Below are 13,363 nucleotides of genomic sequence, written 5' to 3'. Positions count from 1 at the left end.
TAGGTTCACAGATTCGGTGGGCCTTGCTCGATGCGGCGGAGGACCGGGGTGAGGCGGTAGAAGTCGGTGCCGGTGATCAGTTGGCGTTCGTCCCACCAGGTGGCGCCGGCTTCGGCCAGGGGTTCGATGAGGGGGCGGGGGTCGGCGGCCGGGCTGATGCCGCCGACGATCACGTCGTACGGCGTACTCCGGTCGGCGCGCTGGCCGGTCAGGAAACCGACCAGCGCGCGTACGTCCTCGACCGCCGGGGCCTGTCCGTGGTTGGCGTTCGCGAACAGTGGTACGGCGCCGTCCCAGCGGGCCGCGCGCCGCATCGGGGCCTTGCGCGGCCAGTACCCGGCGATCCAGACCGGCGGGCGCGGGCGCTGGACGGTTGCCGGCAGCAACTCCACGTCGTCGGCGCGATAGTGCTTGCCGTCGTGGTCGACCCGCTCGCCGGACCAGTACGCCGCCATCAGGTCGAGGCCCTCGTCGAGCTTCTCGGCGAGCACCTTCGGGTCGGTCTCGTCGCCGAAGCTGCCGAACTCGTCGTCGATCGGCCCGCCCAGCCCGGCGCCGAAGATCACCCGGCCGCCGCTCAGCGCGTCCAGCGTCGCGACCTGCCGGGCGAGTTGCTCCGGGCGCCGCCGCGCGACCGGCGTCACCAGCGGGCCGAGCTTGATCCGGGACGTCGCCAGCGCGGCCGCGGTCATCAGCATCCACGGATCCCCGAACGGCTGCCCGCGCCGCTGTTTCTTGCTGTGTACGACGTGGTCCCAGAAGAACAGCCCGTCCCAGCCGGCGTCCTCGGCCGCGCGAGCCACCCGGGCGACCGTGTGGGCGTCGGCGAAGTCGCCGAAGTTCGGAATGTTCACCGAGAATCGCATGGTCACAACCGTAGTTCGACGAACGGGATCGTGTCGCCCGGCAGCAGGTACGTCTCCACCTCGACGAACCCGTGCGCCTTGGCGAACCGCAGCCCGTCGGCATTGCTCGAGAGAATGTGCGTCTCGATCCCGTCCGCGAGCTCCTGCCCGCGGCGCAGGCAGTGCTCGTAGATCGCCGTACCGAAACCACGCCGCCGGTACGCCGGAAGCACCCGGGCGATCACCACCGCCGCCGCGGTCTCCGCCGACGGCGGCCGGACCGTCGAGCAGCCGACCAGTACGTCGTCGTCGTACGCGACCTCGAGCACGTTCCGCGTCGATCGCTCGCGGATCTCCGCGACCGAGAGCGGCGCGGTCGGGATGATCTCGTTGTGCACCCGCTGCCAGTCCAGCAGCGTCGCGTCGTCGGTGACCGGCACGATCCGCAACATCCCGACAGCCAACATCGCCCGGCGCCGGCGGTCAAATGAGTAGTAGCGTTCGGTGGGTGCGGATCCTCTTCGTCGGGAACAGCTTCACGTCCAACAACAACCTGCCCAAGCTGCTCAAGGACCTCGCCGGGGCGCGCGGGATCGAGGTCGAGCACAGGATCATCTCGGTCGGCGGCGCCTCGCTGCGGCAGCACCTGAACGCCGGCAAGGCCCTCGACGCGATCGCGAACGGCGGGTACGACGTCGTCGTACTGCAGGAGCAGAGCACGCTGCCGATCAAGAGCCCCGACCGCTTCCGGGCGAGCGCCCGCGACTTCCACGAGGCGATCGCCGCGGCCGGGGCGCGGACCGCGTTCTACCTGACGTGGGCGCGCAGCAACGCGCCGGAGACGCAGCAGGCGCTGACCGACGCGTACGCCGGAGCCGCGGCCGAGCTGGGCGGGACGCTGATCCCGGTCGGCATGGTCTGGGAGCGGTTCCTGGCCGCCCACGACAAGCCGGTGCTGCACGAGTCCGACAACAGCCACCCGACGCTCGCGGGCAGCTACCTCGGCGCCTGCGTGTTCCTGATCGCGCTGCTCGAGGCGGACCCGGTCGGCATCGACGTACCGGTCAAGGGCCTCGACGCGGAGACGGCCGCCCTCGTTCAGCAGGCTGCATGGGACATCTGCAACGACCTCATTTAGCGTCGTGGAAGACCAGCCCGAGGGTATGGCGCTGTCCTGAGCGGATCGCCGAGACGCCGTGCCGGACCGGTGCGGCCGACCAGCCGCGGGAGGAGCGGACCGGGCGGTCGCGGGTCGTGAACAGCAGGCCGTGCCCGTGCGGGATCAGTGTCGACGTACCTCGGGACTGGGCGCGCGGGCGTTGCTCGACGAGCAGGAACTCGCCGCCGGTGTGGTCGATGCCGGGCTCGTTCAGGTTGATCACGACCTGCAGCGGGAACACCTTGTCGCCGTACAGGTCGCGGTGCAGCGCGTTCCAGTCGCCGGCGCCGTACCGCAGCAGGATCGGGGTCGGCCGGGTCTGGCCGGCGCGGTGGCAGACGTCCAGCCATTCGTCGAGCGTGTCCGGCCATTCGGCGTCGCGGCCGAGCTTGGCGTACCAGTCCCGCGCGATCGGCAGCAGCCGCGGGTAGAGCGCGTGCCGCAGCGCGTCGACCGCCTCCGGGAACGGCTGGTCGAAGTACCGGTACTGCCCTTCGCCGAACCGGTGCCGGCCCATGTCGATCGTCGCCCGGAACCGGCGCACCTCGTCGTACATCCCGGCGATCGTCGCCGCCTCGGCCGGCGTCAGCAGTTGCGGGAGGAGCGCACCGCCGAGGTCGTTCACCTCGGCCGTGACGCTCTCCCAGTCGGCGCCCGCGACCCGTCGTTCGTACTTGTTCATACCTCCTGAACGGTTCGGGTCAGGATCGTGTGAGGGGGTAGTACACGCCGCCGGGGCCCCAGACCGACGGGAGCAGCAGGAGGCTGCCGTAGTGGTGCATGGCGATGCCCGCGAACGCCGGGGACGAGGACTCGGCGGCGTACACCTTGTCCAGCTCCGCCTCCATGTACGTGCGTCCCTCTTCGTAGAACGTCACCGACGGCGGATCGCTGGTCCCGGACAGGTCTTTCGTCTCCACGCCGATCACCACGGACTTCGGCTTGCCGATCGAGACGGCGTACGCGAGCTCGTGCTCGGCCCGCGCGATGATCCCCGTCGCGGTGTCGGTGTAGTCCATCAGCGCCACGTAGTCGGTGAGGTCCTGCACGTGGTCGCTGAGCGGCGCGGTCTTGCCGTGCCAGGTGATCGCCGTACAGCAGGTCGAGCTGTCGAACCAGAACGGGATCGCCGGTCCGACCAGCAGCCGCTGCCCGGACTTGTTGCGCAGGTCGACGAACTTCTGCAGCAGGTTCAGCCAGTCCGTCGGCAGCGTCGTCCCCGGCTCCTTCCACTCCGGCAGCAGGTACGGCTCGATGTCGACGTTGACCCCGTCGAAGCGGGCACCCGCGGGGACCGAGCGGTTGTAGTCGAGGACCTTCCGGAACTCCGCGACGGCCAGATGCTGGTACTTCGGCAGCGCCCCCAGGTACGGCGGCGTCGTACCGCCCGCGATCACCGCCTGGACGTGGTACCCGCGGCCGCGCGCCCACTGGACGAACGACGCGACCTGGTGGCGCGAGTCCCGCAGCATGTCCTTGCCCTGGTACGCCGCGACGCCGAGGTAGATCGTCCGCACCGGGTCCGAGCCGAACGTGGTGGTGTCGTCCATCATCCGCCCGAGCTTGTCCCGCGCGGCACGGTCGAGGACGGCCGGGTACGAGTTCTGCTCCCACACCCACATCGCCCGGTCCTGGGTGTACGTCTGCTGCCCCGGCGCCGCGCCGGCCGGTACGACGGTGCCGAACGCCAGCAGCAACGCGAGAACCGCGGCGAGCCGCCTCACACCTGCTCCAGCACGGTGATCGGGGCCAGCATCGTCGCGTCGTCGAGCGGCCGCTCGCCTGTCTCCAGCATCCGCAGGAAGACCTTCAGCCCCGGTACGACGTACTCCGAGTCGAGCCGTACGTCGCTGCTCACGACCTTCGTCCGCCCGACAAGCTCCGCGTGGAACGGGACCCGTCCCGCCTCGGTCGGCTTGACCAGTTGCAGCGTCACGAGGACGCCGTTGGACTGGTACCGCACGACCACGGTCGACCCGACGCGCTCGACCTCGACCGGACCCGGCTCGCCCGGCGCGAGCCGCTGCGCGAGGTCGGCGCAGTGGATGCCGTAGAAGAAGATCCCGCTGTACTCGCTGTCCGGATCGGCCGGTCCGGTGACCGTGACCGCCTGCAGGTCGTCGATCCCCGCGCCGGCGAGTACGTCGGCGTCCGCGACCCAGCGCACGGCGGAGTACGACGTGACCGCCGCGCCACCCTTGCGCGCCGCGTCCAGGATCGCCCGCGCGTCCGCCGTACTCGCCGCCAGCGGCTTGTCCACCCACACCGGTACGCCGGCCTCGAGGAACGGTACGGCGTGCTCGCGGTGCAGGGCGCCGTCGCGGTTCGTGACGATCAGCGCGTCGACCTCGCCGAGGAGTTCCGCCGAGGTCGGGACGAGCTTCGTGATCCCGCCGGCCGCGGCGAGCTTCCGGTTCCGCTCGTCGTCGGCGCCGGCCAGCGCGACGATGCGGGTGCCGCCGGCGATCTGCTCGACGTTCAGGTGTTTGACGATCTCGTCGGCGTGGCTGTTCTCGGTCCCGACCAGGGCGATGCGCATCAGTTCTCCAACTCGACAGGACGCCCGGTACGGGCGGACTCGTACACGGCCAGCACGGTCGCCAGCGAGCGCCGGCCGGCTTCCACCGTCACCGCGGGCGGGCGACCCTCGCGGACGGCGGCGATGAAGTCGCGGTACTGCGCGAGATGCGCCAGCTCGACCGGTCCCCAGTCGTCGGGGCCGGGAAGCGCGGCGGCCTCGGGCGGCTCGCCGTTCGCGGACGCGAAGTACGCGAGCGCGTCGTCGTCGAGGACCGCCGTCCCTTGGTCGCCGTGGATCGTCAGGCGGACCGGACGGCCCGGGTACGCCGCCGTACTGGCGAGCATCAGGCCGATCGCGCCGCTCTCGAACACGATCGACGCGCCCGCCAGGTCCTCGACCTCGATGCCCTCGTGGGCGAGCCGGCCGGTCTGCGCGCTGACCCGCACCGGGCGGCCGAGCATCCAGACGAGGAGGTCGAGCGCGTGGATGCCCTGGTTCATCAGCGCGCCGCCGCCGTCGACCGCGAGCGTGCCGCGCCAGTCGTCGCCGTCGTAGTACGACTGCGGGCGGAAGAACGCGGACTCGGCGATCCCGGAGGTCACCCGGCCGAGCGCGCCGCCGTCGATCGCCGCGCGGATCTGGGCGACCGGCGGCTGGAACCTGCGCTGGCTGATCACCGACACCGTCAGCCCGGTCGCTTGTTGCGCCGCGAGCAGGCGGTCCGCGGCTTCGAGCGTGATGTCGACCGGCTTCTCGACGATCACGTGTTTGCCGGCTTCGAGCGCCTCGATCGCCACGTCCGCGTGCAACGCGCTCGGCAGGCAGATCCCGACCGCGTCGAGTTCCTCGGCCGCGTACGCCTCGGCCGGGGTCGCGTAGACGTGCGCGCCGTACTGCTCCGCCAGCTTCCCGCCACGCTCGACGTTCTGATCGACCACCGCCACCAGCACGGCCTCGTTACCCAGCGCGTCGATCAGACGCGCATGCACGGTGCCGATCGCGCCGGCACCAATCAGAGCAAAACGCATGGGACCCCCCTTCGTTCGATGGATCAGCATCCGATGGACCAGTCGATGGGTACGCCGCCGTGCTCGGCCGACTGCTGCGCCAGCAGCGCGATCCGGGTGGCGAGGATGCTGCGTTCGGTGGTGATGTCCGGTTCGTTGCCCGCGGCAAGTGCCTGCAGCGGCAGCTCCGCCGGGCGGTGGCCGGCCGGCAGCGGTACGTCGTACGGCGCCGCCTCGTGCGTGGTGAGGACGAGCCGGTTGCGCGCCCACAGCAGCTCGGCCGTCCCGTGCGTCCCGATGAGCTTCATCCGGTAGTCGCCGTGCACCGGCGAACCGGCCGGGTTCATCCAGTCGACGCCCGCCGTGACGACCGCACCGGCGCCGTTCAGCGTCGCCACGCCGTACGAGCCGCCGACCACCGCGCCGCTCACCGTCCCGCTCGTCAGGCCCGTGAAGAGGAGGGCCGCGTCGATGTCGTGGACGGCGAGGTCGTTCAGTACGCCGCCGTACTGCTCGGGCTCGAAGAACCAGGCGGGCCGGGTCGGCCGGTTGAGCTTGTGCGGGCCGGACGACACCACGCCGTGGATCGTGCCGAGCCGGCCGAGGATCTCCCGCGCGGCGAGCGTCACCGGGTAGTAGCGCTTCTCGAACAGCACCGTCACGTGCCGGCCGGTCCGCCGCGCGGTCTCCTCGATCGCGTCCAAGTCGGCGAGCGTCGTACACAAGGGCTTGTCCGCCAGCACGTGCGCTCCCGCGTTGAGAGCGTCGACCGTGACACGCCCGCGGTCACCGTAGATCCCCGCGACCATCACCACGTCCGGCCGCTCCTCGCGCAGCATCTCCTGGTGGTCGGTGAAGACCTTCGCGTCGTACGGCGCGGCCCACCGCTCGGCGGTCTCCCGGGACGGGTCCGCGACCGCGACCAGGACGGCTCCGGGGAGGTGGTCGAGCTCCGCGGTCAGGTAGCCCACGTGCGGGTGGGCGGCGCCGGCGATCGCGATCCGAGTCATGGTCGTGAGTTCACCATGCAACCGGTTGCATTGCAACCGTCCATTCCCTGAGACAGAGAACAGTAAGTCGATCTATTTAGTACCTTTTGATCACGGAACGTGACCCCGAAAGAAGGACGAGATGACCGAACCCAGCTGGTCGTTCGAGACCCGGCAGATCCATGCCGGCCAGACCACCGACCCGACCACCAAGGCGCGGGCGCTGCCGATCTACCAGACCACGTCGTACACCTTCGACAGCACCGACCATGCCGCCGGTCTGTTCGGGCTGCAGGAGTTCGGCAACATCTACACGCGGATCCAGAACCCGACCCAGGACGCGGTCGAGCAGCGGATCGCCAGCCTGGAGGGCGGTACGGCGGCGCTGCTGCTCGCGTCCGGACAGTCCGCCGAGACCCTCGCGCTGCTGAATGTCGCCGAGGCCGGCGACCACATCGTCAGCAGCCCGAGCCTGTACGGCGGGACGTACAACCTGTTCCACTACACGTTCCCGAAGCTCGGGATCGAGGTGTCGTTCGTCGACGACCCGAACGACCTGGAGTCCTGGCGGGCCGCCGTCCGCCCGAACACCAAGGCGTTCTTCGCGGAGACGATCGCGAACCCGAAGAGCGAGATCCTCGACATCGCCGGCGTCGCGGACGTCGCGCACGCCGCGGGCGTTCCGCTGATCGTCGACAACACCGTCGCCACGCCGTACCTGATCCGCCCGCTCGAGCACGGCGCGGACGTGGTCGTGCACTCGGCGACGAAGTACCTCGGCGGCCACGGGACCGCGATCGCGGGCGTGATCGTGGACTCCGGGAAGTTCGACTACGCGGCCGACCCGGAGCGGTTCCCCGGGTTCAACCAGCCGGACCCCAGCTACCACGGGCTGACGTACGCGCGGGACCTCGGCGTCGGGTCGGACCTCGGCAACCTGGCGTACATCCTGAAGGCGCGTGTGCAGTGGCTGCGCGACCTCGGCCCGGCGGTGTCGCCGTTCAACGCGTTCCTGATCGCGCAGGGGCTGGAGACGCTGTCGCTGCGGATCGAGCGGCATGTCGACAACGCGCTGAAGGTGGCGCAGTGGCTGGAGCAGCGGGACGAGGTGGATTCCGTCGCGTACGCCAGCCTGCCGTCGTCGCCGTGGTACGAGCTGGCCCAGAAGTACGCGCCGCGTGGTGCGGGGGCCGTGGTGTCGTTCGAGATCAAGGGTGGTGTCGACGCGGGCAAGCGGTTCGTGGACGCGCTCAAGTTGCACAGCCACGTGGCGAACATCGGCGACGTACGTTCGCTCGTCATCCACCCGGCGTCGACGACGCACAGCCAGTTGGCGGAGGAGGAACTGGCGGCGACCGGTGTGACGCCCGGGCTGGTGCGGCTCGCGGTCGGGATCGAGCACCTCGACGACATCCTGGCCGACCTGGAGGTCGGGTTCGCGGCAGCCAAGTGAAACAGTTCGCCGAGGTCGGTGAGCTCCGGCTGGAGAGCGGTACGACGCTGCCCGGCGTACGGATCGCCTACGAGACCTGGGGCCGGCCCAACGTTGCCGGAAGCAACGGAGTACTGATCTGTCATGCGCTCACCGGTGACGCGCACGTGATCGGTCCGGCCGGCCCCGGACAGCCGACGCCCGGCTGGTGGGACGGGCTGACGCGGTACCTCGACCCGGCGGACTGGTTCGTCGTCGCGGCCAACGTGCTCGGTGGTTGTCAGGGGACCACCGGGCCGTCGACCGAGGCCCCGGACGGGCGGGCGTGGGGGAGTCGCTTCCCCGCGCTCACCGTCCGGGACCAGGTTGCCGCCGAGGCCGCGCTGACCGATGCCCTGGGCATCGATCGCTGGGCGGCGGTGATCGGTGGCTCGATGGGCGGGATGCGCGCACTGGAGTGGCCGCTCCTGTATCCGGATCGCGTCGGTACGGCGATCGTCCTGGCCTCGACGCCCGCCGCCTCGGCCGAGCAGATCGCTTGGTGCGCGGCGCAGCTCGCCGCGATCACGTCCGACCCGGACTGGCAGCACGGCGACTACTACGGCACGGGCCGTACGCCGGTCGCGGGCCTGGGCGTCGCGCGCCGGATCGCGCACATCACCTACCGCTCCGAGTACGAACTGGCCACCCGCTTCGGCCGCACCCGCCAGGGGCCTGACGACCCGAGGTTCGCGGTCGAGTCGTACCTCGACCATCACGCCGCCAAACTCGTCAACCGCTTCGACCCCGGCTCCTACGTCGCCCTGACTCAAGCCATGAACACCCACGACATCACCCGCGGCCGCTCGGGCGACCTGGCTGAGGTGCTGGGGACGCTCAAGTCGCGTCTGGTGGTGGGCGCCGTCGACTCGGACCGCTTGTATCTCCCCGCACAGTCGAGGGCCATCACCACAGCCCATCCAGCCGCCGGTCCGCTCCACCTCATCAGCTCGCCGTACGGCCACGACGGCTTCCTGATCGAACTCGATCAGGTGGGAAAGCTGATCACTTCACAACTGCGAATCTGAAGTTCAGGCCGTCGGATGCGAGTACTTTCAGGCGGGTCGGCGAGACCCCAGGACTGTCGTAGAAGCGGGTGCCCTCGCCCAGCAGTACGGGGGAGATGTGGAGGACGATCTCGTCAACCAGGCCTGCTTCGAGTGCGAGCCGGGGTACGGCGCCGCCCGTGACGATCAGGTTCTTGGCTCCCGCCGCCTTGATCCCGTCGGCCACTACGTCGCGGATGTCGCCGGAGACGTAGGTGAACTCCGGCACCGGGTTGGACGCCGGATCCTTGTGCGTGTAGATCAGGATCGGGCCGGTCCACTTCCCGCCGTACGGGCGGTTCTCGCTCATCACCTCGACCAGCCGGCCGCCGCACAGGAACGCGCCGCAGCCCGCGACCACCTCGGCCGGCAGCCCGGACGGGGCGCTGTCGCCGAGGAACATCCAGCCGACGCCGTCGTCGCGGTCGCCGATGAAGCCGTCGAGGGACATCGTCATGTGCCAGATCACCGTCATGACCACCAGCCTGCGCCGGGCCGGTTCCATGCGTCCAATGCCAATTCGGTGCCCGATCCATAGATACCATCGATACATGCTCGACCTCGTCCGGCTGCGGGTGCTGGCCGCGGTCGCCGCGCACGGTTCGGTCACCGCGGCGGCCGCGGCGCTGCACTACACGCAGCCCACCGTCAGTCATCACCTCGCCCGGCTGGAGGCCGCCACCGGTGCGAAGCTCGTCCGCAAGTCCGGCCGCGGCATCCGGCTCACCCCGGCAGGCGAGCTGCTCGCCCGGCGGGCCGCGGAGATCGTCGGCCGGGTCGACGCCGCCGACGCCGAGCTCGCCGCGCTCGTCGGCCTGCGCTCCGGGCGGGTCCGGGTCGGCGCGTTCAGCTCGGCACTCAGCGAACTCGTCCCGCCCGCGGCGGCCGAGCTCCGCGGCGATCACCCGGGCCTCGAGCTCGAACTGACCGACGTACACCCGCGGGTCGCCGTACAGCAACTGCGGGCCGGCGAGCTCGACCTCGCGATCGTGTTCCGGTACGACGACGAGCAGCCCGACGACGGCATCCGCTACACGTACCTGCGGGACGACCCGATCCACCTGCTCAGCCGGCGTACCGGGGAAACGTTGGCCGACCACCGGGACTCGGACTGGATCGCCGGTTGCGTGAACTGCCGTCGCGAGCTGCTGGAGCACTGCGCGGACGCCGGGTTCACGCCGCGGATCGCGTTCACCAGCGACGACGTGATCGTCAAGCAGGCCTTCGTCCGGGCCGGTCTGGGCGTCACCACCGCACCCGGCCTGGCGCTGCGCGCACACCGCGCCGCCGGCGTCCGGACGACCGAACTCCCGGTCTTCCGGCGCATCCTGCTCGCGACGTACGGCGAACCGCCGGACCCGCCGGCAACAAGAGCCTTCATAGAAGCGCTAAAACGAGTAACACTGGATTAGGAGCCGTCCGACTCCGGTTGGAGGACCGGGTGATGGGGCACTTGGTGAGAATGGTGGACGTCGGGCCGCGGTACGAGCGCATCTGGCGGGCGGCCGTCGGGCTGCTGGCCACGATCGGGGTGCTCACGGCGCTGGTGTTCGTGTCACCGTCGACCAATCTGGCGGCGTTCCTCGTGGCTGCGTTCACGATCGGCGCGGTCTGCCTGAGCGTCGGCTTAGGACGCGACCTGCCGAACGCGGACCTGCTCCGCACGGTGCCACGCGGGGCGGTGCTCGGCGCGCTGTGTGTACTCGCGATCTGCGGCTACGCCGCCGCCGTCGGCGCGCGCACCGTGATGCTGATCCTGCTCGTCCTCGGCGTCTCCCCACCCGTCGTCACCTGGCTACGCGCCACACCACCAAAAACCGAACCCGCCTGGACCAACCCAAACCGAGCCAACACCAACCCCACCGGCTCCGGCCGCACCGGGCTTGGTGCGGCTGGGTTTGGTAGCGCCGGGTCTGGCAGTGCCGGGTCTGGCGGTGTCGGCTCGGGCCGGCGCGGGGCTGGCCGTGCCGGATCTGGCCGGGGCGAACCCGGCGGCGGTTCGACGAGGTCCGGCTGGTTCGCCCGTGCCCGCAACCGCGGCCGCGACCGCGGTGCGTCGGGGGGCGCGGGCGCCGCGTGGGGGATTGACCGTGGCGACCGGGCCGGTGATTCGCCGTGGGGTCCGCTGGACTTCGGCGACGGCTCGGGCGACCCGAGTGACCCGGAGCGTGCCGCGGGCTTCGGCAACCCGGGTGACCCCGAGTGTGGCGCGGGCTTCGGCAACCTGGGTGACCAGGAGCGCGGTGCGGGGTCCGGAATGCCGGGTGAGGGGGAGCGTGGTGCGGGGTTGGGCAGCCTGGGTGATGGAGAGGGTGGTGTGGGCTTCGGGGCGGGGCGGCGCGGGCGGGGGGATCGTGGTGGGCGGTTCGGGTGGGGGCGGCGGCGTCGGCGGGGGGAGAAGAAGTTGCTGTCGGCGCCTTTCCTGCAGGAGGAGTTGCCGTTGCCGAAGTACCTGACCGCCGTCGTCCGCAGCGTCGGCGAGCTGACCGACGAGGAGCTGTGCCTCGCCTGGCGCCGGAGTTTCACCCAGCTGGAGCGGGCCGTTCGCCCCGACCACCGGCAGGCGATGGTCGACGTACGCCGCGCCTACCTCGACGAACTCGAGCGCCGCCACCCCGAGTCCTTCACCAGCTGGCTGGCCTCCAACCCACGCGCCGCCGGCAACCCGGCCCGCTTCTTCACCCACCGAGCAGACCACTAGCCTGCCAAGGGTTTCACCAGCAGGACGCTGGTACTGCAGCCGCAGATCGAGCGGCGATACCACCGGGTCGGCATGGCCGTGGCCGGTCTCATCGGGAACTTTTGGCCGGATAGCGGCAACTTTGTTCCGCAGTGCGGGTCGGACGACTGGAGCAGTTCGTTCATGAGCGGCGTGCGCTGAACGCAGCCTGCAAGTCCGCCGCGATCAGCTCGACCGCGTGCCGCCCCGCCGACAACGCGGCCGGGAAGTTCAGAAACGCGTGCATCGTGTCGGCATACTCGACCAGCTCCGTCGGTACGCCGTCCCGCGCCAGCCGACCCGCATACGCGACCGCGTCGGCGCGCAGCCAGTCCCGCCCGGCGGCCAGCATCAGCGTCGGCGGGAGGCCTGCGAGCGACGTGGCCTGCAGTGGTACGGCGCCGGCCGGGATCTCGCGGGGACCGAAGTACCACTCGTGCCACTCGGCGCTCGGGTGCAGGTCGAGCACCGGGTAGCAGAGGATCTGCCGATCGGGCAGCGGCGTACCGGCGTCGCGTGCTCTCAGACAGACGCCAGCCGCCAACGCGCCGCCTGCGCTCTGGCCGCCGATCGCGATCCGGCCGTCGCCGTCAAGGTTCTCGCGTAGCCACCCGAGGGTGTCGTACGCGTCCTCGAGTCCTGCCGGGCAAGGGTTTTCGGGGGCCAGGCGGTAGTTGAGCGAGACAACCGTGACGTTGCCATAGGCAGCGATCCGGGAGGTCGCGTACTCGATGTCGCGGAGGTCCCCACCGACGAAGCCGCCGCCGTGCAGCCACAGGAGGATCGGGCGCGGGCGGATCGAATGCCGGTACACACGGGCCTGCAGTGTTCGCCCAGGAAGGTGGATGGCGATGTCTTCGGTGGTGACTCGTGGGTCGGGCTCGCCGGCGATCGCGGGGTCGGGGAGGTCTTCGCGGTCCAGGAGCAGCGCCTCGTAGGGGTCGAGGCCAGGCGTGGTCGGCAGATCGGCGAGGTGCTTCAGCAGCGCGTCCGTCTCCGGGCCGAACTGTGGATTGTCGACGATCGTCATGCGGACACCGGCCGCAGGTGGCGCGCCGCGTGCGCGAACAACATCCCGTCGGGCGTGGTGGATACGTATTCAGTCAGGGCGCCGATCCCGCCGTCGAACCCGGCCCCGGTGGCCGGATCCGCCCAGGCTGCTTCCTCGTACCGCGTGATCTCGGCGACCAGCGCGTCGCCGACGCTGCGGTAGCGGTGCAGAACCAGCTCCGACGGGATCCGCCGGGCCGCCTCGACGCCTCCGCGGTTGACCGCGCTGCCGATCTCCGCGGTTTCCCAGCGCGGGTCGAGGCTCCAGTGCGGCCGTCCCGCCCGCGCCTCCTGCAGTACGGCGAGGTTGATCTCGTCCCACATCAGCACGTGTGCGACCAGATCGTGCAGCGAGTCGCAGAAGTGTCCGAGCGGTCCGTCGTGAACGGCGTACGGCTTCCGGAGTTCGTCCTCGGTCCTGCCGTCGACCAGGCTGAGCAGCAGTTCCTGGTCGCGGCGAATCATCCCGGCGGCCTGGGCCGGTGTCGTCGTCGGTGTGCGCATGACCGCCAATCAACCACCCGCCCGCCGCCCGGACCGCAGGATTGCGTGAAGT

General features: G+C 70.6%; 15 protein-coding genes. 5 read left to right on the top strand and 10 right to left on the bottom strand.

The window, feature by feature from the left end:
- Window positions 1–5 precede the first annotated feature (5 nt).
- Entirely contained in the window at window positions 6–866 is an 861-nt protein-coding gene (locus ACQHIV_RS20260; RefSeq protein WP_427896267.1) for an LLM class flavin-dependent oxidoreductase, read from the bottom strand.
- A 2-nt stretch (window positions 867–868) separates the two neighbouring features.
- Window positions 869–1,297 carry a GNAT family N-acetyltransferase gene (locus ACQHIV_RS20255; protein WP_427896266.1) on the bottom strand — a complete coding sequence of 143 codons (429 nt, stop codon included), beginning with the start codon at window positions 1,295–1,297 and terminating at the stop codon, window positions 869–871.
- A 56-nt stretch (window positions 1,298–1,353) separates the two neighbouring features.
- Here ACQHIV_RS20255 and ACQHIV_RS20250 point away from each other — a divergent pair, with 56 nt between their 5' ends.
- On the top strand, window positions 1,354–1,983 hold the full coding sequence (locus tag ACQHIV_RS20250) for an SGNH/GDSL hydrolase family protein (protein WP_427896265.1): 630 nt from the start codon (window positions 1,354–1,356) through the stop codon (window positions 1,981–1,983).
- On the opposite strand, the gene ACQHIV_RS20245 is transcribed toward ACQHIV_RS20250, so the two are convergent.
- The 5 genes from ACQHIV_RS20245 to ACQHIV_RS20225 are packed head-to-tail and all read right to left on the bottom strand — an operon-like array spanning window position 1,976 to window position 6,542.
- Entirely contained in the window at window positions 1,976–2,686 is a 711-nt protein-coding gene (locus ACQHIV_RS20245; RefSeq protein WP_427896264.1) for a 2OG-Fe(II) oxygenase, read from the bottom strand. The genes ACQHIV_RS20250 and ACQHIV_RS20245 overlap by 8 nt on opposite strands.
- Before the next feature lie 19 nt (window positions 2,687–2,705).
- Window positions 2,706–3,728, bottom strand: a complete 1,023-nt coding sequence (locus ACQHIV_RS20240; protein ID WP_427896263.1) for a hypothetical protein — start codon at window positions 3,726–3,728, stop codon at window positions 2,706–2,708.
- Window positions 3,725–4,543, bottom strand: coding sequence for a Gfo/Idh/MocA family protein (locus tag ACQHIV_RS20235; protein ID WP_427896262.1), 819 nt, complete (start codon window positions 4,541–4,543; stop codon window positions 3,725–3,727). Before ACQHIV_RS20235 ends, ACQHIV_RS20240 begins: the two co-directional genes overlap by 4 nt.
- Complete coding sequence (locus tag ACQHIV_RS20230; protein WP_427896261.1) at window positions 4,543–5,553, bottom strand: Gfo/Idh/MocA family protein; 1,011 nt, start codon at window positions 5,551–5,553, stop codon at window positions 4,543–4,545. Before ACQHIV_RS20230 ends, ACQHIV_RS20235 begins: the two co-directional genes overlap by 1 nt.
- Window positions 5,554–5,576: 23 nt before the next feature.
- Window positions 5,577–6,542 (bottom strand): Gfo/Idh/MocA family protein, encoded by a 966-nt coding sequence (locus ACQHIV_RS20225; RefSeq protein ID WP_427896260.1) that lies wholly within the window; start codon window positions 6,540–6,542, stop codon window positions 5,577–5,579.
- Window positions 6,543–6,663: 121 nt separating this feature from the next.
- On the opposite strand from ACQHIV_RS20225, the gene ACQHIV_RS20220 reads away from it, so the two are divergent.
- Together ACQHIV_RS20220 and metX are read left to right on the top strand one after the other, a co-directional pair.
- Window positions 6,664–7,974 (top strand): bifunctional o-acetylhomoserine/o-acetylserine sulfhydrylase, encoded by a 1,311-nt coding sequence (locus tag ACQHIV_RS20220; RefSeq protein WP_427896259.1) that lies wholly within the window; start codon window positions 6,664–6,666, stop codon window positions 7,972–7,974.
- Window positions 7,971–9,020 (top strand): homoserine O-acetyltransferase MetX, encoded by a 1,050-nt coding sequence (gene metX / locus ACQHIV_RS20215; RefSeq protein ID WP_427896258.1) that lies wholly within the window; start codon window positions 7,971–7,973, stop codon window positions 9,018–9,020. Before ACQHIV_RS20220 ends, metX begins: the two co-directional genes overlap by 4 nt.
- On the opposite strand, the gene ACQHIV_RS20210 is transcribed toward metX, so the two are convergent.
- Window positions 8,998–9,513, bottom strand: coding sequence for a dihydrofolate reductase family protein (locus tag ACQHIV_RS20210; protein ID WP_427896257.1), 516 nt, complete (start codon window positions 9,511–9,513; stop codon window positions 8,998–9,000). The two genes, metX and ACQHIV_RS20210, sit on opposite strands and share 23 nt — an antisense overlap.
- 76 nt (window positions 9,514–9,589) lie before the next feature.
- Here ACQHIV_RS20210 and ACQHIV_RS20205 point away from each other — a divergent pair, with 76 nt between their 5' ends.
- Both ACQHIV_RS20205 and ACQHIV_RS20200 read left to right on the top strand, forming a co-directional pair.
- The gene (locus ACQHIV_RS20205) at window positions 9,590–10,450 is read left to right on the top strand and encodes a LysR family transcriptional regulator (protein WP_427896256.1); all 861 of its coding nucleotides are present in this window, start codon (window positions 9,590–9,592) and stop codon (window positions 10,448–10,450) included.
- A 32-nt stretch (window positions 10,451–10,482) separates the two neighbouring features.
- Complete coding sequence (locus ACQHIV_RS20200; protein WP_427896255.1) at window positions 10,483–11,739, top strand: hypothetical protein; 1,257 nt, start codon at window positions 10,483–10,485, stop codon at window positions 11,737–11,739.
- 160 nt (window positions 11,740–11,899) lie between these two features.
- Here ACQHIV_RS20200 and ACQHIV_RS20195 read toward each other — a convergent pair whose 3' ends face one another.
- Entirely contained in the window at window positions 11,900–12,787 is an 888-nt protein-coding gene (locus ACQHIV_RS20195) for an alpha/beta hydrolase (protein WP_427896254.1), read from the bottom strand.
- Entirely contained in the window at window positions 12,784–13,311 is a 528-nt protein-coding gene (locus ACQHIV_RS20190) for a hypothetical protein (RefSeq protein WP_427896253.1), read from the bottom strand. Before ACQHIV_RS20190 ends, ACQHIV_RS20195 begins: the two co-directional genes overlap by 4 nt.
- Window positions 13,312–13,363: the final 52 nt, after the last annotated feature.

It is taken from the genome of Kribbella polygonati (assembly GCF_050320105.1).
Classification (GTDB): Bacteria; Actinomycetota; Actinomycetes; order Propionibacteriales; family Kribbellaceae; genus Kribbella.
This window is presented reverse-complemented; position numbering and strand designations above follow the sequence as displayed.